Source organism: Polynucleobacter sp. MWH-CaK5, from assembly GCF_018687615.1.
Lineage (GTDB): Bacteria > Pseudomonadota > Gammaproteobacteria > Burkholderiales > Burkholderiaceae > Polynucleobacter.
In genome coordinates this window covers 14,561-37,027 of the sequence record NZ_CP061299.1, presented here as the reverse complement: position 1 = coordinate 37,027, position 22,467 = coordinate 14,561, and the positions used below count along the sequence as shown (strand labels likewise).

Here is a 22,467-nt window from a genome sequence, read left to right as displayed (position 1 = left end):
GTTGCGATATGTTTGTGCCGTAATCCAAGTAAATCTAATTACTTGAAGAACTATTTGTTGTTGATTCAATCAACTACCCATGTATATTGAACTCTCAATAAATTCAATATACGCATTGCTTACTCAAATTTTTAAAGAACAGCCGATTAAAGGCAAAGATAAAAGCACCTTGATGCGCTTATCTTTGCCGTTAGAAGTAAATGGTGGAGGATGACGGGATCGAACCGACGACCCCCTGCTTGCAAAGCAGGTGCTCTCCCAGCTGAGCTAATCCCCCAGCTAATACTTATTGCCAGGCTTGCTGCTGATCTGTGGTGGGTCTGGAAGGACTTGAACCTTCGACCCCCGCCTTATCAAGACGGTGCTCTAACCACCTGAGCTACAGACCCGCGGCATTTCTCTCTTTATCAACCGATAAGTGTGGGCACTAAAGAATTAACATCTTTTCTCTAGAAAGGAGGTGATCCAGCCGCACCTTCCGATACGGCTACCTTGTTACGACTTCACCCCAGTCATGAACCCTGCCGTGGTCGTCGCCCTCCTTGCGGTTAGGCTAACGGCTTCTGGCAAAACCCACTCCCATGGTGTGACGGGCGGTGTGTACAAGACCCGGGAACGTATTCACCGCGACATTCTGATCCGCGATTACTAGCGATTCCAGCTTCACGTAGTCGAGTTGCAGACTACGATCCGGACTACGATGCATTTTCTGAGATTAGCTCCCCCTCGCGGGTTGGCAACCCTCTGTATGCACCATTGTATGACGTGTGAAGCCCTACCCATAAGGGCCATGAGGACTTGACGTCATCCCCACCTTCCTCCGGTTTGTCACCGGCAGTCTCTTTAGAGTGCTCTTGCGTAGCAACTAAAGACAAGGGTTGCGCTCGTTGCGGGACTTAACCCAACATCTCACGACACGAGCTGACGACAGCCATGCAGCACCTGTGTCCACTTTCCCTTACGGGCACCTAATGTATCTCTACTTCGTTAGTGGCATGTCAAGGGTAGGTAAGGTTTTTCGCGTTGCATCGAATTAATCCACATCATCCACCGCTTGTGCGGGTCCCCGTCAATTCCTTTGAGTTTTAATCTTGCGACCGTACTCCCCAGGCGGCTGACTTCACGCGTTAGCTACGTTACTCAGGAATAAATTCCCGAACAACTAGTCAGCATCGTTTAGGGCGTGGACTACCAGGGTATCTAATCCTGTTTGCTCCCCACGCTTTCGTGCATGAGCGTCAGTATTATCCCAGGGGGCTGCCTTCGCCATTGGTATTCCTCCACATCTCTACGCATTTCACTGCTACACGTGGAATTCTACCCCCCTCTGACATACTCTAGCTATGCAGTCACAAGCGCAATTCCCAGGTTAAGCCCGGGGATTTCACGCCTGTCTTACATAACCGCCTGCGCACGCTTTACGCCCAGTAATTCCGATTAACGCTTGCACCCTACGTATTACCGCGGCTGCTGGCACGTAGTTAGCCGGTGCTTATTCTTCAGGTACCGTCATTCGCAGACTGTGTTAGAGCTGCTGTTTCTTCCCTGACAAAAGAGCTTTACAACCCGAAGGCCTTCTTCACTCACGCGGCATTGCTGGATCAGGGTTGCCCCCATTGTCCAAAATTCCCCACTGCTGCCTCCCGTAGGAGTCTGGGCCGTGTCTCAGTCCCAGTGTGGCTGATCGTCCTCTCAGACCAGCTACTGATCGTTGCCTTGGTGAGCCTTTACCTCACCAACTAGCTAATCAGGTATCGGCCGCTCTAATTGCGCGAGGCCTTACGGTCCCCCGCTTTCCCCCTTAGGGATTATGCGGTATTAGCACAGCTTTCGCTGCGTTATCCCCCACAATAAGGTACGTTCCGATATATTACTCACCCGTTCGCCACTCGCCACCAGGTGCAAGCACCCGTGCTGCCGTTCGACTTGCATGTGTAAGGCATGCCGCCAGCGTTCAATCTGAGCCAGGATCAAACTCTTCAGTTTAATTCCTGTGATGCATTACTGCATCGTCGCTCACTCATTCAGAATCGACTCCAATCTTTCGACCGGAACCAAATTTACTGTTTTGTGAGTACTGCTTTATATCTGTCCCGAAGGACTGGATGTCTTTTCCCAGTACCCACATTTATCGGTTGACTACTTTTTAAAGAAGGCTGACTGTTTTTCGTTAATTTCGAATCACATTCAGCAGAGAAACGAGACTATGCCATACCCTTTTTGGCATGTCAACACCTTTGACAGAAATATTTAATAAATCCTGCAAAAAAATTTACTGATTTTTGTTATTTTCTTTTTTTACTCTTTACAAACAATTACTTATAGAGCATGGCCTGATTTTGTCTAATGTCCCCAACTGAAGCGATCTCTTGCAATCAATCAAATTAGTTTTTGGTTTTTTCGAGGTGATGAATCAATTTTCCCGAGAAGCCTTAAATAATCTATGGCTCAAGCAGAAAGCAGGGTCTTCCCTATGAAAAAAAGCCCACAAAAGTGGGCTTTTTATTATTTGGCAGGGCGCTTTTGACTATTTGGCGCCATCTAATCTCTTTTTGTCGGCCTCAGAGATCAAATCAAACACTTTGGTCACTTGTTTTACACCTGGAACACTTCGGGCTATTTCTACAGCGCGATTTGCTTCTGCATCGGTCACAATGCCCATCAAATAAACTTTGCTCGCCTCGGTAATCACCTTCATTGAGTTTGAAGGAACTCCTTCCGTGGCAACAAAGGCGCCCTTGATGCGAGTGGTCAAATAACTATCGTTTGCTCTGGCACTTAAACCGCTGATAGGGGCAGGAACCATTTCATTAAAAACAGTCGTCACATTTTTCATGTTCTTAATGTCTGCTTCAACGCTGCTTTTGATAGCGTCAGTTCGCGTCTCACCGGTCAATAAAACTCTTCGATTGAAGACGCTCACATTGACGTGAATATTGTCACCATATTTTTTAGTTAAAAAGCTTTCTGCCTCTAACTGAATTCCGCGATCAATTGCTTGTGTGCCGGGATTTCTTCTATCAGCAATCACAAGTGCGCCGCCAGCCATACCTCCCGCAACCAAAGGAAAGCAGCCCGTAAGAGCGCTAGCGCTTGCACCAAGTGCAATTAATTTCAAAGTTTGGCGCTTAAGTTGTTTGGTCATTTTTACCCTCTAAAATTTAATCGAACATCAAGTGATCAACGCCATCACACAGACAATGCAATAACAACAAATGTGTTTCTTGAATGCGTGCTGTGCGATCAGCGGGAACGCATAAATGAACATCAGAATTTTTTAAAATATTTTTAATCTTGCCGCCATCTTTGCCAGTGAATGCAATCACAGACATACCCTTGAGATGAGCCGCCTCAATCGCCGCAATCACGTTCGCAGAATTTCCTGAAGTTGAAATGCCTAAAAGTACATCGCCCGCCTGACCGAGTGCTCTAACTTGTTTGCTGAAAATAACTTCATAGCTATAGTCATTTGCAATTGCAGTCAATATCGAAGAGTCTGTGCTCAAAGCTATGGCTGGCAACTCCCGACGTTCGCGCTCAAATCTGCCCACCAACTCTGCAGCAAAATGTTGAGCATCAGCTGCTGAGCCGCCATTACCGCAGGCCAATATTTTCTTTTCAGAGCTCAAGGCTTGATGCATGAGATTTATGGCGCACACAATATCTTCAGACATTGTTTCGGCGGCTTTTTGCTTTGTTTCAATGCTGTCAGAAAAATGTTTTTTGACGCGCTTTTCTAAATTGTTTTTAATCTCTTCATTCATAGCTAGATTATGCCCTCAAGACTTATTTCTACAAACATATATTACCTTTTAACTGATCAAAATTGCCTTGCCAGAATCTTTGATGCATCATCATTCATTTGAGTCACATTTACTCAAATAGAAAGTTTGTATGGATTTATTTAAATTTGCTCATGGGCAAAGTTTTCCTCCTGGAACACTCTACCTAGTTCCAACACCCATTGGAAACTTAGCGGATATCACCATCAGGGCTCTACACATATTGAATCAGGTAGATGGCATTGCTTGCGAAGATAAGCGGCATAGTTCCATGCTACTCAACGCATACGGCATTTCAAAGCCGCTGTATGCCTTGCACGAACACAACGAAATTTCTGCAAGCGCGCATCTTTTAGAAAAACTTCGGAATGGTGAACGTTGGGCGTACATATCTGATGCAGGAACGCCAGGCATATCAGATCCCGGCGCAATTCTTTGTGCAGAAGTTACCAAGGCAGGCTATCAAGTCTCACCACTGCCAGGCCCGAGTGCAATTACAGCCGCAGTTTCTGGAGCAGGAAATTTTTTAAAACACGGCAATGGTGGCTTTCAGTTTTTAGGCTTTTTGCCGGCCAAAGCAAATCAGCGCGATGAGTTACTTAAAGTGGCCGCAACATCTCACGTCAGCTCTTTCTTTTATGAAGCGCCACATCGCATTGAATCTACGCTCAAATCCATCTGCGCTCAATTAGATGGCGAGCGAAAAGTACTGATCGCAAAAGAGTTGAGCAAAATTTTCGAGGAAATTAAAGTGATTGCAGTTCGAGATTTGGCAGATTGGATGAAGACAGTTGATAGTTGGCAGGGCGAGTATGTTCTTGGCATAGAAGGAGTTGCGCGCACTGAGTCACCAACTAGATTTGATGAGAGCACGCTTCAATGGATTTCAGCCATTAACGGCAGAATAGGGCACAAAGAACTTTCTGAAATCATTGCTCAAATCACGGGCATCAGCAAAAAAGATGCCTATCGTGAATTGATTGAGAAAAAAGAAACGTAAAAAAAGCCCCACTGAGGGGCTTTTTTATTGATTGCTAGCTCTTTATTTCTTTGGCTCGGCTTGCTTTGGAGCTTCTGGAGCCTTAGGTTCTGCAAATTTACCGCCTGCTGAAGCAGCCAAGTACACCACAGCTCTTCCTAATTCATAGTCAGAAACATCGTCTGGACTGGTACCAGCTCTTGCAGGCATAGCACCTTTACCTTTAACAACGGCGCTCAAAAGGCCATCGTAACCACGTCCAAGGCGAGCACCCCAGCCACCAGCGTCACCAAACTTAGGGGCGCCAGCAGCGCCTGTTGCATGACAAGAGGCACAAGCTTGTTTGTAAATTTCTTCACCAGTTTTGAAAACTCTTGGGCCTGATGCGTCCTTGAAGTCTAAAAGCGCAACTGGTTTGATCAACTGATTGGCTGATTCAGCAGCTGCATCAGCGCTGGCTGATGGTTTTTTTCCACTACCTACATAGGTCATTAAAAAAGCAATGATGATCAGCGGCACAAAAAAGCTCGCAAAAACCATCACAATTAACTGCTTGGGTGATTTAATCAAATTTCCGTGTTCTTCACTCATGGCACTTTTCCTTTTTATCTAGCTCGGAGCATTATAGCGAGGATAATTCCCTTCAGCCTTACAATCTTAGAGACGCGACCGTAGTTCAATGGATAGAATTAGAGTTTCCGAAGCTCTCGATACAGGTTCGATTCCTGTCGGTCGCACCAGGCTCTAAATTCCCACAATTAGACATAGATCAAGCTCAATTAAAGAAAAACATCTAAAATGAGCCATTCTTGAATTTTGCCCTTAAAAAGGTCGCTATGTCCGCAAATACTGTAGAAGCCACTATTGATCAGCCAATTCCGGTCGGTCAACCCATTCCCCACAGAAAAGTCATTCGTTCTTGGCTGACGCCACTGACTGAGCGTGCTGTTGTGCGTGCCATTGTCTTGCAAATCATTGACACAGTCATTTTGACTGCGGGCATCGTCGGCACCGTTTACTTTGAATCAGTTTTAGTAAAAATTCTTTTGGCTGTTTTTTCTGGCTTCATGATTGGCCGTATTTTTATTTTGGGTCATGATGCATGTCATCAGAGCTTTACGCCACATCGCGGACTTAACAAAGTATTAGGACGCCTTGCATTTTTGCCATCGCTAACTCCATACAGTCTTTGGGAAGTTGGTCATAACGTGGTTCACCATGGACAAACAAATCTCAAAGGTTTTGATTTCGTTTGGGCACCTTTGTCTTTGGAAGAATTTAACAAGCTAACTCCTGCTGAAAAAGCATTAGAGCGTCACTACAGAAGTGGTTGGGGCCCAGCCTTGTATTACTTCCTAGAGATCTGGTGGAAGAAGATGTTCTTCCCAAGCAAGAAGGCCATGCCTGCAACTCGCCCAGCGTTCTTATGGGACAACGTTTTAGTTTCTGCATTTGCAGTTCTTTGGATTGGCGCTTTGGTAATTTCCGCAATTCAAACCAATCAATCAATCTTGCTCACTGTCATCATGGGCTTTTTGATTCCATTCATTTTCTGGAATGCGATGATTGGATTTGTTGTGTATGTTCATCACACACACCCAAGCGTTTCTTGGTACTCAGATAAATCAGAGTGGTTGAGAGCTCAGCCTTTTGTTTCTACAACGGTGCATTTGGTTTTCCCACTTAAATGGGGCGCTTGGATGCACCACATCATGGAGCACACCGCTCACCACGTTGATATGAGCGTGCCACTTTACAAACTTAAAGAGGCTCAAGCAAAGCTAGAAAATATGCTTCCTGAGAGAATCATCATTCAAAAGTTTTCTTGGGCTTGGTATTTTGATACTGCCAAACAGTGCAAACTTTATGACACAGAAAAGAAATGCTGGTTAGATTTTGACGGAAACAAAACAGCTGATTCAATCAAAGTTGTTCTAAGCTAAAAGTTCCACAAAAACGCCCTTTCAAGGGCGTTTTTCAAAAAGCCGTTAAAATAGCATCTTGAATCTTTAAGAGAAGTTTATATGTCAACCCCGCCAAGCACACTGGAAAGCAATACAAGAGTCATGAAGTTTTGCTCTTCCTGCAGTAGAGAAAAGCCTCTAGAGGGTGGCACATGGATTCCTACAAGCAATCGCAAGCAACGTTGGATATGCGCAAGCTGCTTGTATAACAGAACCCACCGAACCGGTTCTGCCAAGGCTTAATTAGCCATTTCACCCACGTAAGGGTTGTTTTTTCTTTCTTCACCAAAGGTGGAGACTGGGCCATGGCCAGGTATAAATGTAATGTCATCGCCCAAAGGGAAAAGCTTTTCTCTGATAGCCCTTATTAAATCGGCATGATTTCCCCTAGGAAAATCTGTGCGCCCAATAGACCCCGCAAACAAAACATCCCCAACAATTGCCAAGCGATCATCTTTGGAATAAAAAATAACGTGTCCTGGGGTGTGGCCTGGGCAATGCTTCACCAATAATTCAACTTGACCAACAGTAACAACGTCGTCATCTTTTAGCCACTTATTTGGTTCAAATGCCTGCGCCATTGGAAATCCAAATCGCTTGCTTTGCTCAGGGAGTTGATCAATCCAAAAGCGCTCATCTTCGTGAGGACCTTCAATTTGAATGCCCAAATCATTTGCTAATGATGCTGCCGCAGCACAGTGATCTATGTGACCGTGTGTTAATAAGATTTTTTCTGGGATTGCACCAGCCTGTTTTAGTGCATCTAATATTTTGGGGATATCGCCGCCTGGATCAACAATAGCAGCCTGATTAGTTTTTTCACAAATCAAGATTGAGCAGTTTTGCTCAAAGGGCGTTACCGGAACTATGAGTACTTTTAAAGTCATAGTTCCGATTATCGCAACAAACTAAAAATCACCAACTAGATTCGCGATCAGGGCTTGAAGTAATTTTGTGGATGGCCAAGTCAGCACCATCAAACTCATCTTCTTGAGACATGCGCAAGCCTAAAACTGCTTTCAGTATTCCATAGACAATCAAACCTGAAATTGCAGCAAATGCAACTCCGGCGACCGTACCAATCAACTGAGCAGTAAAGCTCACACCGCCCAATCCACCCAAAGCCTTTTGTCCAAATACGCCGGCCGCAATACCGCCGAGGGCACCGCACAATCCATGCAAAGGCCAAACGCCCAACACATCATCAATTTTCCAGCGGTTTTGCACCATGGTGAACATCACCACAAATAAGCCACCCGCCATTCCACCCACAACCAAGGCGCCCATTGGATGCATTAAATCTGAACCCGCACACACAGCAACAAGACCAGCCAAAGGACCGTTATAGCTAAAGCCTGGGTCGTTTTTACCAGCAGCCCAAGCAACCAAAGTGCCGCCAACCATTGCCATCAATGAGTTCATTGCAACCAAACCGCTGAGCTTTTCAACAGTTTGAGCACTCATCACGTTAAAACCAAACCAGCCTACCGCCAACACCCACGCGCCAAGCGCTAAAAATGGAATGCTTGAAGGTGGATGCGCAGAAACTCTGCCATCCTTTGTGTAGCGGCCATGACGTGCACCCAACAAAATAATTGCAGGCAAGGCAATCCAACCGCCCACCGCATGAACAACCACAGAGCCCGCAAAATCATGGAACTCTTCACCAGTTAATTCTTTAAGCCATGCTTGGAAACCAAATTGCTGATTCCAGACCATTCCTTCAAACAATGGATAAACAAAACCCACCAAAATGAATGTGGCAATTAGTTGAGGATTGAATTTCGCACGCTCTGCAATACCGCCAGAAATAATCGCTGGGATTGCCGCAGCAAACGTCAATAAAAAGAAGAATTTGACCAGTTCAAATCCGCTTTTTTGCGCCAAAACTTCTGCGCTAGAAAAGAAGTTAAGGCCGTAGGCAATGCTGTAACCAATAAAGAAATAAGCGATTGTTGATACGGCAAAATCGATCAAAATTTTGACCAGTGCGTTTACCTGATTCTTTTTACGAACAGTTCCTAGTTCTAAAAAAGCAAAGCCGGCATGCATTGCTAGCACCATGATGGCGCCCGTCATGATGAAAAGGGCGTCAACCCCTGACTTAAAGTTTTCCATTTATCACCCCTAGATGACCTCAATTAAGTTTCGAATTATGAAGGTTCTGGTGCACAAAAATACCCGCTTATGCACCAAATTTGTGCGCGTGATATTTTTGGAGGTTTTCGGCAGCTTGGGTACAATGTTGCATCGATGGGAGAGTTTGGATTTACCAACGCCGAAGGCGCAATGCCCATGAACGCTCAGGCAAATGGACCGTCGATATTTACACTCTGGAGAGCGGCATTCAGTTGCCCACCGAAGGGGCTAAAAGAGTACAAATGGTTTGCACTCTTCAATCTCTCAGGTAACAGGACAGGGGGGCATCAATTCCTTTAAGGAGTTTGGATGTCGGCTGTCCCTACAAATCTAAAACGCACCATCCTTTTTGACGCACATCACCTGGCTGGAGCAAAGCTTGTTGATTTCGGCGGATGGGAAATGCCTGTTAACTATGGCTCTCAAATTGAAGAACACATTGCCACTCGAACAAATTGTGGCGTGTTTGACGTGTCTCACATGGCAGCGGTCGATGTTATCGGAAAAGATGCAAAAGCTTTTTTAGAAAAAGTCGTTGCTAATAATGTCAACAAACTAAAAAACAATGGGCAAGCCCTTTATGGATGCTTGTTAAATGACGAAGCTGGCGTTATTGATGATTTGATTGTCTATCGCCTGGACCCTAACTATCGCTTGGTGATCAATGCCGCAACGGCTCACACAGATCTTGAATGGTTAAATAAACAAGCGGCCAGCTTTCAAGACGTGAAGCTTATTCCTAGAAGATCAGATCTGATTGCCAATCAAAATCCGCAAGGCATGATTGCTGTTCAGGGCCCTAAAGCGCTTGAACTCATTAAAAAGGCCATTCCATCACTTGCCAATGCTACATCTGAATTGAAAAACTTTCATGCCTCATGTGAAGAAACTCCTTTTGGAGAAATCATGATCGCAAGAACAGGTTACACCGGTGAAGATGGTGCTGAGTTATTGGTGCCACTGAACCACACAGTGGCCGTGTGGAATCTTTTGATTGCTCAGGGAGCACAACCTGCAGGCCTTGGAGCACGAGACACTCTTCGCTTAGAAGCTGGCATGAACTTATATGGCCAGGACATGAATGAGCAAACAAATCCTTTGGATGTTGGTCTTTCTTGGACCATTGATCGTTCAGGCGAGCGTGACTTCATTGGTAAATCTGCCTTAGAGAATAAACCTCAGAAATTTGTTTTTCTTGGTTTGATACTTCAAGACAAAGGTGTTTTGCGCGCTCACCAAATTGTTCGATCAAGCAAAGGTGAGGGCGAAATAACCAGCGGCACTTTCAGCCCATCACTTCAAAAATCTATTGCGCTTGCCAAGCTTCCTTTAGCAACAGAAATTGGCGAGACAGTAAAAGTTGTTATTCGTGACAAAGAATTAAACGCAGTTGTTGTTAAACCCCCTTTTGTTCGCCATGGCAAAGCCTTGGTTTAATTTTGGAGAAACTAATATGAACATCCCTCAAGACCTACGTTATACAGAATCTCATGAATGGGTTCGCAAAGAAGCTGATGGTTCAATCACCGTTGGAATTACTGACCATGCTCAAGAAGCGTTGGGCGATATTGTTTTCCTTGAATTGCCAAACGTTGGCAAGTCTCTAAACGCTGGTGATGCATGTGCCGTGGTTGAGTCTGTGAAGGCTGCCAGCGATATTTACGCACCTTTGTCTGGCGAAGTGATTGCCATCAATGATGCAGCAACGTCTGCACCTGAAATAGTTAACTCAGATGCTTATGGCTCATGGTTATTCAAGATTAAACCCACAGACATCAGCAAAGTTGATGGCCTTCTTTCAGCAGAAGCATACGGAAAAAACATTGGTGCATAAAGAATGAAAAGCTCCCTGTCCACACTCGAAAATCATGACGCTTTTTTAAGCCGTCATATTGGCCCATCAGCCAGCGATGAATCCTCGATGTTGAAGTTTTTAGGATTTAATCAACGCGATGAACTGATCAACGCAGTTATTCCAAGCAATATCAGAAGTAAATCTGCTCTACCTTTGGGCGACTACACAAATGCCAAAGGTGAAAACGAAGCGCTTGAATTGCTAGCCAGCATTGCCAATCAAAATAAAGTTTTCAAGTCATTCATTGGTCAGGGCTATTACAACAACATCACCCCAGGCGTTATTCAAAGAAACATTCTTGAGAATCCAGCTTGGTATACAGCTTATACACCTTATCAACCTGAAATTTCTCAAGGTCGTTTAGAGGCAATCATTAACTTTCAACAGATGTTGATTGATTTAACGGGCATGGATATTGCCAATGCCTCTATGCTAGACGAGGGTACTGCAGCAGCAGAAGCCATGACTTTGGCGCTGAGAACTTGCCAATCAAAGTCGATGACTTTCTTTGTGAGCAATGATGTTTTGCCACAAACTTTAGCGGTCATTAAAACAAGAGCAAAGCCATTAAATATTCAACTTGAAATTGGCTCTCATGAAGATGCATTAAAAACTGATGCCTTCGCTGTTTTGCTTCAATACCCAGGTGTTGGTGGTGCGCTTTTAGAAAAAGAAAAGTATCTTGCGATAGCAGAGGCGGTTCATAGCAAAGGTGGCTTATTAATCGCTGCGGCTGATTTGTTGGCCTTGACACTGCTTACTCCGCCAGGAGAGTGGGGTGCTGACGTTGCCATCGGTAGTGCACAACGCTTTGGTGTACCAATGGGTTTTGGCGGTCCTTCTGCTGGATATCTTGCTACAAAAGATGCTTTTAAGAGAAGCATGCCTGGTCGCTTGGTGGGTGTCACGATCGATGCGCAAGGCAACTCTGCATACCGCCTTGCTCTTCAGACCAGAGAACAGCACATCAGACGTGAAAAAGCCACGTCTAATATTTGTACAGCTCAAGTATTACTTGCGGTGATGGCAAGTATGTATGCGGTTTATCACGGACCGGAAGGCCTGAAAAAAATCGCCTTGCGTGTTCATCGCCAAGCCAGCATCTTGGCATTGGCACTCAAACAACTTGGGTTTGAGGTTGTCAACACACATTGGTTTGACACCCTCACAATCAAGACGCCTAATGCCAAGAAAATTCATGAGGCCGCTCAAAAACTTTCTTGCAATTTAAGAGCTATTGATTCTGAACATGTTGGCGTATCAATTGATGAAACAACTGGCAGAAAAGAATTGCAACTGTTGTGGGCGATTTTTGGTGGCGAAGGCGAACTAAATATTGATGCCATTGATCAATCAGTCTCAAGCGCAGTTCCAAGCTCATTGATTCGTAGCAGCGAGTATTTGACTCACCCAACATTTAATCGCTATCACTCTGAGCATGAAATGCTTCGTTATTTGAGAAGTTTGGCTGACAAAGACTTGGCGCTTGATAGAACCATGATTCCGCTTGGGTCATGCACCATGAAATTGAATGCCACCAGCGAAATGTTGCCTGTGACATGGCCTAGCTTTTCTCAAATTCACCCACTTGCGCCTGAAACACAATGGGCTGGATACGCTAAATTAATTGAAGACACAGAGCGCATGATGTGTGCTGCAACTGGCTACGATGCGGTGTCTTTGCAGCCAAACGCCGGTTCGCAAGGCGAGTACGCCGGGCTTCTTGTGATCCGCGCTTATCATGAGTCACGCGGGGAAGGGCATCGCAACATTTGCTTAATCCCTTCATCTGCTCACGGTACAAATCCTGCCTCAGCACAAATGGCCGGAATGGAAGTGATCGTTGTTAGCTGCGACACAAATGGCAACGTTGATTTGGTTGATCTTAAGAACAAGGCTGAAGAGCACTCCAAAAATCTTGCTGCCATCATGATCACTTACCCAAGTACTCACGGTGTATTTGAAGAAGGCGTTCAAGAGTTATGTGAAATCATTCACCAGCACGGTGGCCAGGTTTATATTGACGGCGCCAACATGAATGCCTTGGTTGGCACCGCAGCGCCAGGTCATTTCGGTGGTGATGTTAGCCATCTTAATTTACATAAAACTTTCTGTATTCCTCATGGCGGCGGCGGTCCAGGCGTAGGTCCTGTGGCTGTTCGCGCACACCTTGCCAAGTTTTTGCCTTGCTCTTATACAGCAGGTACAGCTTCAAAGTGGAATGACCTAGAGTGGATGAGAATCAGTGCTGCGCCATTTGGATCTGCGTCCATCCTTCCTATCTCATGGATGTACGTTGCCATGATGGGTGCTGCTGGCCTTGCCAAAGCGACTGAAACAGCGATTGTTTCTGCTAACTATGTTGCCAAAAAACTAGAAAATTTCTATCCGGTTTTATACAAAGGTAACGAGGGCTTGGTGGCTCATGAGTGCATTTTGGATTTGCGTCCTCAACAAAAAGAGTCTGGCATTAGTAACGAGGACGTTGCCAAACGCTTGATGGACTTTGGTTTCCATGCCCCAACGATGAGTTTCCCTGTTCCAGGAACACTGATGATTGAGCCAACCGAAAGTGAATCAAAATTCGAACTCGATCGTTTCATTGAAGCCATGGTTGCCATTGCAGAAGAAATCCGCAAAGTATCAAATGGTTCATTTGATAAAGAGAACAATCCTCTTAAAAATGCCCCTCACACAGCTGAAGTCATTTTGGCCAATGAGTGGAATAAACCTTATACACGTGAAGAAGCCGCATACCCAGTGGGCCGCTTGAGAAAGAACAAGTATTGGCCGCCTGTTGGAAGAGCAGACAACGTGTATGGTGATAGAAATCTATTTTGCACATGCGTACCAATCTCTGAATACGCATAAATTAGTTTTTCTTTAAATACTGATGGGGTCGCGCTCGATATACCAGCCGACCCCTTTTCTTTTGGTGTGCGCTTCTGTCAAATAGTGTTGCAAAATTTCAATGCTCTTCTGTAAGTCTTGCCGACTTTCAGATTCAACCAGCATTTGAGCGCGCTCTTTACCAGCAATTCTCATCATGGCGCGAGGAATCACATCGCTCAACATGACATTGGCTGGCCAAATTTTGTCTGACTTTGCTAACAGTGATGCATCCTTCAACATGTCAATGGCTTGCACTAAAGTTTTATGCTCGCCATGGATCAAAGCTTGATAAGAAAATGGCGGCAAGCCAACCATGGATCGTTCATTTTTTAATTCTTCTAAGAAGCCATCCACATCTGCGTTTTTCAAATACTTGTAGGGTATCGCTTCAGGATAACGAGTTTGAATAATCACCTTTGACTCCCCAGCCTCCTCACTACGACCAGCTCTGCCAGCAACTTGCATGAGTTGAGCAAACAATCTTTCTGACGCCCTAAAATCCTGAGAGAAAAGGCTTGCATCGGCATCAATCACACCAACGAGCGATACCGCTTTGTAGTCATGACCCTTTGCAATCATTTGAGTTCCAACAATGATGTCGGCATTACCCTCATGAATTTCACTGAACAAGTTTTCAGCACTGCCTTTTTTTCTTGTTGTATCAGCATCTACACGCAATATATTTGCTTTCGGAAAGATCGCTGACAAAAGCTCTTCTATCTTTTGAGTTCCTTTACCCAATGGGCTCAAGTCTGTATTTCCACAATCAGGGCATGCTTTTGGCACAGGCTTCATGACGCCGCAATGATGGCAGCACAAGTTCTTTTTATATTCCGTTATCTTATGGAGCACCATGCGCGCAGAACATTTAACACAATCAGACAACCATCCACATGCTTCACAATTGAGCACCGGTGAATAACCTCTTCGATTGATGTAAATGATGCTTTGAAGGCCTTGATCTAAATTCTTTTGCAACTCATTGAGAAGGTGCTCGCTGATGCCATGCTCATTTTTTTTGCCAGCTTTTTGCTCTTGTTTTAAATCTAATATTTGTATCAATGGTGGGCGTGCATTTTTCGCTGCGCGAGCCTTTAAGCTGAGGGTTTCATATCTTTTTTCTTGTGCATGAAACCATGTTTCTAGGCTAGGAGTTGCGGATGCCAACACAACTGGGATATTAAGTTTTTTTGCTCGCCAAACCGCAAGGTCTCTGGCTGAATACCTCACACCCTCTTGCTGTTTATAAGATAAGTCGTGCTCTTCATCGACCACGATTGCTTTCAGATTGGGGGCTGAAGTTGCTACTGCCATACGTGTGCCAAGAATGATTTGCGCCGTACCCAAATGTGCTTTTTGCCAGTTATCTGCACGCGTTCTATCTGTGATCCCACTGTGCATTACCACCAGTTTTTTTCCTGGAAATGCTTGTTCAACAGATGCTTCCAGCTGTGGCGTTAAATTGATTTCAGGCACCATGATCATGACTTGTGATTGGTCATCATCTAAGATTTTTTTTAACCAATGTAAATAAGTCAGGGTTTTGCCGCTACCAGTTACTCCTTGTAACAGGTTACAGCTAAATGTTTTGCTGATACTTTGATTCCAGAGTTTTTCCACAATGACAGATTGATCATTGTTCAGGCTGATTGCGCTTACTTCTGTTTCATCACCAGATGCTTTTGTTTTTTTACTTGAAGCGCTTGCTTTGCTACTTTTCTTTTCCTTGCCAAGCAATTCCCATTTAGTTATTTGTCGCCACATTTTAGGTATTGAAGGAATCAATACCTCACCAATGGGTCTTTGATAATAAATTGCTGCAAACTCTGCCATTGCCACTACGTCACTGGAAAGTGGGGGCAGCGGTGCGATGGCTTGTACTTTTTTAATTTTTTCTAAGTCGTATTCGGTTTTATCCAAAATCTGCATCACCACACCGATGCATTCTTGTCTTCCAAAACTTACTTGAACTATTTGTCCTTTTTGTGGCACAGCGGCAAATTCTTCATTCCAAGCGTAGTCAAATAACTGATTCAATGGGCTGTCGATGGCCACTTGAACAATTATCTTTTCTAGGCTTTTAGCTTCAAAGCTCATGTTTTACTTTAAGTCCGTGATGAAGAGCATTGCACTTATTGGTTTTTTAAAAAGCGTTCTTTAGTCTGTGGAAAACCTTGTGGATAACTGATTAATTATCCCAGTATTTTAAAATTGATCATTCTTTTTATGTGATTTCAGCAATTATTATCCAGCATAAAAATCCATATAAATTAATGGGTTACAGAATTTAATTTGGCTCGTGGGGCGATTTTTGCTGGTAAGGGCTTGGGTTTTTATGTCACAAGATGCCTGTGCATAAGTTACCACTCACATGCTTATTTTTACTTATTTCTAAGCGCTTTTGAGTGACTGACAACCGTCTCGGTCAGGGCAATAACATGCTCAGGATTGGTGAACTGAGATATGCCATGGCCCAAATTAAAGACATGGCCATCTAATGGGTGAAGGTTTTCAGCCAAAGCTGGCGCTGCCGCCAATTCATCCAAAATTCTCTTAACTTCTGTACTAATTTGCTCAGGACTTGAAAACAGCGCCAATGGGTCAAAGTTTCCTTGAAGGGCCAATGGTGTTTTGTTTGCAAGTAAACGCTTACGTGACTTTGCAACAGATGCTGTCCAATCTAGTCCGATGACATCTGCACCAGATGTGGCAATGTCTTCTAACCAAATTCCACCGCCTTTAGTAAATACTAAAATTGGAATTTGTTGGCCATCTTTTTGTCTTGGCAATAAATCGATCACAGCCTTCATGCTGGCCAAAGAAGTTTTTTGATACCAACCGTCTGGCAATAAACCGCCCCACGTATCAAAAATCATCAACGCTTGCGCACCGGCATCAACCTGCGCTGTTAAATAGTCAGCAACAGACTGAATATTTGCATCTAAAACCTTTTTCATTAAATCAGGCCTTTGATACAACATCTCTTTTGTATTCTTAAAGTCGGATGATCCTGAACCTTCAATCATGTAACAAGCGAGAGTCCATGGGCTTCCTGAAAAACCAATCAGAGGAACTCTTTGTTGACCATTTTGAGTGAGCGCTTTTCTGATTTCAGATACAGCATCAAATACATATTTCAATTGATCGAGATCAGCAGGTCTTAAATTATTAACCGCTTGTTCGTCTCTCAATGGACGGCTGAATCTTGGTCCTTCGCCTGCCTCAAAACTCAAGCCCAATCCCATTGCATCTGGTATGGTCAGAATGTCTGAAAACAGAATGGCTGCATCCAAAGGATATCTATCCAATGGTTGCAAAGTAACTTCTGTTGCTAGCTGAGGATTTTTCGCAAGCGCTAAAAAACTTCCTGCTTTAGCTCTTGTGGCGTTGTATTCTGGTAAATAACGTCCCGCCTGGCGCATTAGCCACAGAGGTGTTCTATCTGTCGGCTGCTGAAAGCATGCGCGCAGGAAGCGATCGTTAATTAAAGTCAATTATCTTTTCTGGCGTAACTTTGCAATTGCTGCAAGCTGTGCTGCTGCCATTGCAAACTCTGATTGAGCATGTGCAAAATCAATATCTGTACCGCGATTTTGCATAGCTTCTTCAGCTGCTTTTTTAGCTTCTAAGGCTTTTGCTTCGTCAAGATCATGACCGCGAATAGCAGTATCGGCAAGTACAGTTACTTTGTTTGGCTGTACTTCAAGAATGCCGCCGGCCACGAAAACAAACTCTTCGTCGCCATCAGCTTTCTCAATACGAACTGCACCTGGTCTAATTCTTGTGATGAGGGGGGTATGTCCCGGAAGAATACCCAACTCACCACTTTCGCCTGGCAAAGCAATGAACTTTGCTTCACCGGCGAAAATTGACTGCTCAGCGCTAACTACATCAACGTGGATGCTAGACATTTAAATTCCTTGGTTTACTGCAACTTCTTAGCTTTTTCGATAGCTTCATCAATGCCGCCAACCATATAGAATGCCTGCTCTGGCAAATGGTCAAGCTCACCGTCAACAATCATCTTGAAGCCGCGGATAGTTTCTTTTAGTGGAACGTATTTACCAGGTGAACCTGTAAACACCTCCGCCACGTGGAATGGCTGTGACAAGAAACGCTGAATCTTACGTGCACGTGCAACAGCTTGCTTGTCTTCTGGTGACAATTCGTCCATACCCAAAATAGCAATAATGTCGCGCAATTCTTTGTAGCGTTGCAATGTTGTTTGTACACCGCGAGCAACCGCATAGTGCTCTTCGCCAACCACTTGTGGATCTAACTGACGGCTTGTTGAATCAAGTGGGTCAACCGCTGGGTAGATACCCAAAGCAGCGATGTCACGTGACAAAACAACTGTTGAGTCTAAGTGCAAGAATGTTGTAGCAGGTGATGGGTCTGTTAAGTCATCGGCAGGAACGTAAACCGCCTGAATCGATGTAATAGAACCAGTCTTTGTTGAAGTAATACGCTCTTGTAAACGGCCCATTTCTTCAGCCAACGTTGGCTGGTAACCCACAGCTGATGGCATACGGCCCAACAAAGCAGAAACTTCTGTACCGGCCAATGTGTAACGGTAGATATTGTCAACGAAGAACAAAATGTCACGGCCTTCATCACGGAAACGCTCAGCCATTGTCAAACCAGTCAAGGCAACGCGCAAACGGTTACCTGGTGGCTCGTTCATCTGACCAAACACCATCGCAACTTTATCAAGAACGTTAGAGTCTTTCATCTCGTGGTAGAAGTCGTTACCTTCACGAGTACGCTCACCAACACCTGCGAACACTGATAAACCTGAGTGTTGCTTAGCGATGTTGTTGATCAACTCCATCATGTTAACTGTCTTACCCACGCCGGCACCGCCGAACAAACCAACTTTACCGCCTTTAGCAAACGGGCAAACCAAGTCAATAACTTTGATGCCTGTCTCTAATAGGTCAACTGATGGTGATAGCTCATCAAACTTAGGTGCTAATTGGTGAATCGCGCGACGCTCTTCTGTGCCGATTGGACCAGCTTGGTCGATTGGGCGACCCAACACGTCCATGATGCGGCCCAATGTTGCTGGACCTACAGGCACTGAAATTCCTTTGCCTGTATTTTTAACACCCATGCCGCGACGCAAGCCATCGCTTGAGCCCATCGCAATAGCACGTACAACGCCATCGCCTAATTGTTGTTGCACTTCAAAGGTCAAACCTTTTTCTGCAAAAGATGCCTCACTGCTCTCTTCCAAGATCAATGCGTCATAAATTTTTGGCATTTTGTCACGTGGGAACTGAATGTCCACCACCGCGCCAATACACTGAACGATATTTCCGTTGCTCATCGTAGTTCTCCGATCACTAATTTTTTACAATACTTTGGTTATCAAACCGCCGCAGCGCCGCCGACAATCTCGGACAACTCTTTGGTAATGGCTGCTTGACGTGTTTTGTTGTAAACCAACTGCAACTCACCAATCACGTTCTTCGCGTTATCAGAAGCAGCTTTCATAGCAACCATACGAGCTGACTGCTCAGATGCCATATTTTCTGCAACTGCTTGGTAAATCAACGCTTCAACGTAACGTTTCAACAATTCATCCACAACTGATTGTGGGTCTGGTTCGTACAAATAGTCCCAACCATACTCACGAGCTTCTTCAGTCGTTTGTGTTAATTTTTCACTTGAAAGAGGCAATAGTTTTTCAACAACTGGCTCTTGCTTCATTGTGTTGATGAATTTTGTGTATGCCAAATAAACAGCATCCACTTCACCATTTTCATACGCATCCAATTGAACCTTGATTGCGCCAATGAGTTTTTCCAAGTGCGGTGTGTCGCCCATTTGTGTTACATGAGAAACAACCTTTGCCTTGATCCTATTTAAGAACTGGAAGCCCTTCATGCCAATTGGGGTGCATGACAATGAAACACCTTTAGAATCCAACTCTTTCATGGTATTTGTCAAAGCTCTTAATACGTTGGTATTCATACCACCGCAAAGACCTTTGTCTGTAGTCACAACAATCACACCAGCATTTTTAACTTCACGCTCAACCAAATAAGCAGGGCGGTATTCTGGATTGGCCTTGCCCAAGTTCGCAGCAATATTTCTTACTTTTTCTGAGTAAGGACGTGCATTGCGCATGCGCTCTTGAGCACGCCGCATCTTAGATGCGGCGACCATTTCCATCGCCTTGGTGATCTTGCGCGTATTTTGTACGCTCTTGATCTTTGTCCGTATCTCTTTAGTTCCGGCCATATCGGCTCTCCTTACTTCTTAGAAAGAAGCCGAACGTTTAAAGTCCTCGATCGCAGCGCGCAATGCAGCTTCGTCTTCCTTCGAGAGATCCTTGGTGTCTTCAATACGGCCAATCAAATCAGCAAACTTGCTCTTTAGATGATCATGCAAACCTTTTTCGAAGGCTAAAACATGTTTCACATCCAAGTCATCCAAGAAACCGTTGTTAGCTGCATACAATGAAGATGCCAACTGCCAAACTTGTTGTGGCTGATATTGTGGTTGCTTAAGCAATTCTGTAACACGACGACCGCGCTCCAACTGCTTGCGTGTTGCTTCGTCCAAATCTGAAGCGAACTGAGCAAACGCTGCCAATTCACGGTACTGCGCCAAGTCTGTACGGATACCGCCAGATAATTTCTTAATAACTTTAGTCTGCGCTGCACCACCCACACGTGAAACAGAAATACCCGCGTTAATCGCTGGACGAACGCCTGCGTTGAACAAGTCTGTTTCCAAGAAGATTTGGCCGTCAGTAATAGAAATCACGTTGGTTGGAACGAAAGCAGAAACGTCGCCCGCTTGAGTTTCAATGATTGGCAATGAGGTCAATGAACCTGTCTTACCTTTAACTGCACCATTTGTGAATTTCTCAACATACACTTCGTTAACACGAGCAGCACGCTCAAGCAAACGTGAGTGCAAATAGAATACGTCGCCAGGATAAGCTTCACGACCTGGTGGACGACGCAACAATAGTGATACTTGACGATAAGCAACCGCTTGCTTAGTTAAGTCATCGTAAACAATCAATGCATCTTCACCGCGATCACGGAAATACTCACCCATTGTGCAACCAGCATATGCTGACAAGTACTGCATCGCTGCAGAGTCAGACGCTGTTGCAGCAACGATCACTGTGTACTCCATCGCGCCGTGCTCTTCTAGCTTACGCAATACGTTTGCAATCGTAGAAGCTTTTTGACCAATCGCCACGTATACGCAACGAATGCCTTTACCTTTTTGGTTGATGATGGCATCAACAGCAACAGCTGTTTTACCAGTTTGACGGTCGCCAATGATCAACTCACGCTGACCACGGCCAATTGGTACCATCGCATCAATTGACTTCAAACCTGTTTGAAGAGGCTGGCTAACTGACTGACGATCAATAACGCCAGGAGCAACCTTTTCAATAAAGTCTGTCATTTTTGCATTGATTGGACCCTTGCCATCAATCGGCTGACCCAAAGCATTAACAACACGACCCAATAATTCTGGACCTACTGGAACTTCAAGAATACGACCGGTACATTTAACTGGGTCGCCTTCACTGATGTGCTCATACTCACCCAAAATAACAGCACCTACTGAATCACGCTCTAAGTTAAGCGCAAGACCAAGCGTGTTGTTTGGGAATTCAAGCATTTCACCCTGCATCACGCCTGAAAGGCCATGAACACGGCAAATACCGTCTGTTACTGAAATTACTGTGCCTTGGTTACGGACTTCGGCGCCAACGCCTACACCGCTGATTCGGCTCTTGATCAGTTCACTGATCTCTGATGGGTTGAGTTGCATTTGCTTACTCCTGGGATCTTATTCGGTTATGCGCTAAGGGCGGTTTGCATCGATACCAAGCGGGCTTTCACTGAAGTGTCTAACACCTCATCGCCAACTTGTACGCACACTCCGCCAATCAATTCTGGGTCTACATTTACTGTAGGACGTAGCTCTCTTCCACCAAAGCGCTTCTTCAATGTTGATAACAAGCTATTTAGTTCTTCGCCTTGCAGCGGGAACGCGCTTGTGATCAAAACTTCTGCAGCACCTTCTTGAGCATTTTTTAACGCTGTAAATTGAGCAGCAATTTCTGGCATAGCCAACAAGCGATTGTTGTGTGTCAAAACCTCAACGAAGTTTTTCACAATATCCGCTGGCTTTGTTTTCATGCCGCCCAACAAAATTTGCAATAAATCAGCATCGGCCAACTTTGGATTATTAGCTACTGCCAGTAAATCTGGGTTGCTGGCAACTTGAGCTAACTCTTCTAATTGCTCAGCAATAGCAGATAACTCTGCTGGCTTTGCACTTCTAAAAAGAGCCTCAGCGTATGGGCGGGCAATAGTAGCTAAGTCTGCCATATTAAAGCTCTGCCTTTAGCTGATCTAATAAACCTGCATGTGCTTTTGCATCAACTTCACGACGCAAAATTTGCTCGGCACCTTTCACTGCTAATGCAGCTACTTCAGTACGCAAGGCATCTCTTGCACGCGCTACTTGTTGTTCTGCTTCAGCTTTGGCTTGAGCAATGATGCGAGCAGCTTCTGCTTGAGCATTTGCTTTAATTTCTTCAGCCGATAATTGAGCACGCTTTTCAGCATCAGCAATACGCTGAGTGCCTTCATTGCGAGCTTCTGACAATGCTTGTTCAGCACGTTTTTTTGCAGACTCAAGATCAGCCTTACCGCGCTCAGCGGCAGCCAAACCATCAGCCACTTTTGTGGCTCGCTCGTCTAATGCCTTTACTAATGGTGGCCAAACAAATTTGGCTACAACCCACCACAAAATAAAGAAGACGACCATCTGCGCGAATAGCGTCGCGTTTAGGTTCACGTTTAGTTCCTTTCG

19 protein-coding genes, 3 tRNA genes, 1 rRNA gene and 1 riboswitch are annotated in these 22,467 nt (G+C 44.8%); of the genes, 7 read left to right on the top strand and 16 right to left on the bottom strand.

Annotated elements, in window-relative coordinates:
- Positions 1 to 201: 201 nt before the first annotated feature.
- From GQ367_RS00185 to GQ367_RS00165, 5 genes are all read right to left on the bottom strand, one after another.
- Positions 202 to 277 (bottom strand) — tRNA-Ala (locus tag GQ367_RS00185).
- Between the two features lie 35 nt (positions 278 to 312).
- Positions 313 to 389, bottom strand: a tRNA-Ile gene (locus GQ367_RS00180).
- 64 nt (positions 390 to 453) lie between these two features.
- Positions 454 to 1,986: ribosomal RNA gene (locus tag GQ367_RS00175) — 16S ribosomal RNA — on the bottom strand.
- Positions 1,987 to 2,527: 541 nt separating this feature from the next.
- Entirely contained in the window at positions 2,528 to 3,145 is a 618-nt protein-coding gene (locus GQ367_RS00170; RefSeq protein WP_215290575.1) for a BON domain-containing protein, read from the bottom strand.
- A gap of 16 nt (positions 3,146 to 3,161) precedes the next feature.
- Complete coding sequence (locus GQ367_RS00165) at positions 3,162 to 3,764, bottom strand: phosphoheptose isomerase (protein WP_215290574.1); 603 nt, start codon at positions 3,762 to 3,764, stop codon at positions 3,162 to 3,164.
- A gap of 130 nt (positions 3,765 to 3,894) precedes the next feature.
- Here GQ367_RS00165 and rsmI point away from each other — a divergent pair, with 130 nt between their 5' ends.
- Complete coding sequence (gene rsmI, locus GQ367_RS00160; RefSeq protein ID WP_215290573.1) at positions 3,895 to 4,782, top strand: 16S rRNA (cytidine(1402)-2'-O)-methyltransferase; 888 nt, start codon at positions 3,895 to 3,897, stop codon at positions 4,780 to 4,782.
- Between the two features lie 42 nt (positions 4,783 to 4,824).
- On the opposite strand, the gene GQ367_RS00155 is transcribed toward rsmI, so the two are convergent.
- Complete coding sequence (locus GQ367_RS00155; RefSeq protein WP_215290572.1) at positions 4,825 to 5,352, bottom strand: cytochrome c5 family protein; 528 nt, start codon at positions 5,350 to 5,352, stop codon at positions 4,825 to 4,827.
- Between the two features lie 74 nt (positions 5,353 to 5,426).
- Here GQ367_RS00155 and GQ367_RS00150 point away from each other — a divergent pair.
- The 3 genes from GQ367_RS00150 to GQ367_RS00140 all read left to right on the top strand — a co-directional run bounded on the left by GQ367_RS00150 (position 5,427) and on the right by GQ367_RS00140 (position 6,968).
- Positions 5,427 to 5,501, top strand: a tRNA-Arg gene (locus tag GQ367_RS00150).
- A gap of 96 nt (positions 5,502 to 5,597) precedes the next feature.
- The gene (locus tag GQ367_RS00145; protein ID WP_215290571.1) at positions 5,598 to 6,704 is read left to right on the top strand and encodes a fatty acid desaturase; all 1,107 of its coding nucleotides are present in this window, start codon (positions 5,598 to 5,600) and stop codon (positions 6,702 to 6,704) included.
- Positions 6,705 to 6,785: 81 nt separating this feature from the next.
- The gene (locus GQ367_RS00140) at positions 6,786 to 6,968 is read left to right on the top strand and encodes a hypothetical protein (RefSeq protein ID WP_143744005.1); all 183 of its coding nucleotides are present in this window, start codon (positions 6,786 to 6,788) and stop codon (positions 6,966 to 6,968) included.
- Here GQ367_RS00140 and GQ367_RS00135 read toward each other — a convergent pair.
- Both GQ367_RS00135 and GQ367_RS00130 read right to left on the bottom strand, forming a co-directional pair.
- Entirely contained in the window at positions 6,965 to 7,612 is a 648-nt protein-coding gene (locus GQ367_RS00135) for an MBL fold metallo-hydrolase (RefSeq protein ID WP_215290570.1), read from the bottom strand. The two genes, GQ367_RS00140 and GQ367_RS00135, sit on opposite strands and share 4 nt — an antisense overlap.
- Positions 7,613 to 7,640: 28 nt before the next feature.
- Positions 7,641 to 8,843: an ammonium transporter gene (locus GQ367_RS00130; protein ID WP_215290569.1), complete on the bottom strand. Its 1,203-nt coding sequence runs from the start codon at positions 8,841 to 8,843 to the stop codon at positions 7,641 to 7,643.
- Positions 8,844 to 9,048: 205 nt separating this feature from the next.
- Positions 9,049 to 9,154, top strand: a riboswitch (glycine riboswitch).
- Between the two features lie 19 nt (positions 9,155 to 9,173).
- Between GQ367_RS00130 and gcvT the strand changes: the two genes are divergently transcribed.
- Genes gcvT through gcvP form a run of 3 tightly spaced genes read left to right on the top strand, consistent with a single transcriptional unit; the run spans position 9,174 to position 13,590 of the window.
- Entirely contained in the window at positions 9,174 to 10,301 is a 1,128-nt protein-coding gene (gene gcvT / locus GQ367_RS00125) for a glycine cleavage system aminomethyltransferase GcvT (RefSeq protein ID WP_215290568.1), read from the top strand.
- A gap of 16 nt (positions 10,302 to 10,317) precedes the next feature.
- On the top strand, positions 10,318 to 10,698 hold the full coding sequence (gene gcvH / locus GQ367_RS00120) for a glycine cleavage system protein GcvH (protein ID WP_215290567.1): 381 nt from the start codon (positions 10,318 to 10,320) through the stop codon (positions 10,696 to 10,698).
- 3 nt (positions 10,699 to 10,701) lie between these two features.
- The gene (gene gcvP / locus GQ367_RS00115) at positions 10,702 to 13,590 is read left to right on the top strand and encodes an aminomethyl-transferring glycine dehydrogenase (protein ID WP_215290566.1); all 2,889 of its coding nucleotides are present in this window, start codon (positions 10,702 to 10,704) and stop codon (positions 13,588 to 13,590) included.
- Positions 13,591 to 13,602: 12 nt separating this feature from the next.
- Here gcvP and priA read toward each other — a convergent pair whose 3' ends face one another.
- The 8 genes from priA to GQ367_RS00075 form a co-directional block, all read right to left on the bottom strand.
- Complete coding sequence (priA, locus tag GQ367_RS00110) at positions 13,603 to 15,708, bottom strand: primosomal protein N' (protein ID WP_215290565.1); 2,106 nt, start codon at positions 15,706 to 15,708, stop codon at positions 13,603 to 13,605.
- A gap of 284 nt (positions 15,709 to 15,992) precedes the next feature.
- Positions 15,993 to 17,105, bottom strand: coding sequence for a uroporphyrinogen decarboxylase (hemE, locus tag GQ367_RS00105; RefSeq protein ID WP_215290564.1), 1,113 nt, complete (start codon positions 17,103 to 17,105; stop codon positions 15,993 to 15,995).
- Positions 17,106 to 17,522 (bottom strand): F0F1 ATP synthase subunit epsilon, encoded by a 417-nt coding sequence (locus GQ367_RS00100; protein WP_215290563.1) that lies wholly within the window; start codon positions 17,520 to 17,522, stop codon positions 17,106 to 17,108. It abuts the gene before it with no gap.
- A 14-nt stretch (positions 17,523 to 17,536) separates the two neighbouring features.
- Positions 17,537 to 18,940 carry a F0F1 ATP synthase subunit beta gene (gene atpD, locus GQ367_RS00095; protein WP_089514964.1) on the bottom strand — a complete coding sequence of 468 codons (1,404 nt, stop codon included), beginning with the start codon at positions 18,938 to 18,940 and terminating at the stop codon, positions 17,537 to 17,539.
- Positions 18,941 to 18,981: 41 nt separating this feature from the next.
- Positions 18,982 to 19,857, bottom strand: coding sequence for a F0F1 ATP synthase subunit gamma (atpG, locus tag GQ367_RS00090; protein WP_215290562.1), 876 nt, complete (start codon positions 19,855 to 19,857; stop codon positions 18,982 to 18,984).
- 18 nt (positions 19,858 to 19,875) lie between these two features.
- Positions 19,876 to 21,417 (bottom strand): F0F1 ATP synthase subunit alpha, encoded by a 1,542-nt coding sequence (atpA, locus tag GQ367_RS00085; RefSeq protein WP_215290561.1) that lies wholly within the window; start codon positions 21,415 to 21,417, stop codon positions 19,876 to 19,878.
- A 26-nt stretch (positions 21,418 to 21,443) separates the two neighbouring features.
- Complete coding sequence (locus tag GQ367_RS00080; RefSeq protein ID WP_215290560.1) at positions 21,444 to 21,980, bottom strand: F0F1 ATP synthase subunit delta; 537 nt, start codon at positions 21,978 to 21,980, stop codon at positions 21,444 to 21,446.
- Between the two features lies 1 nt (position 21,981).
- A complete protein-coding gene (locus GQ367_RS00075; protein ID WP_215290559.1) occupies positions 21,982 to 22,452 on the bottom strand; it encodes a F0F1 ATP synthase subunit B in 471 nt (156 codons plus the stop codon).
- Positions 22,453 to 22,467 lie beyond the last annotated feature (15 nt).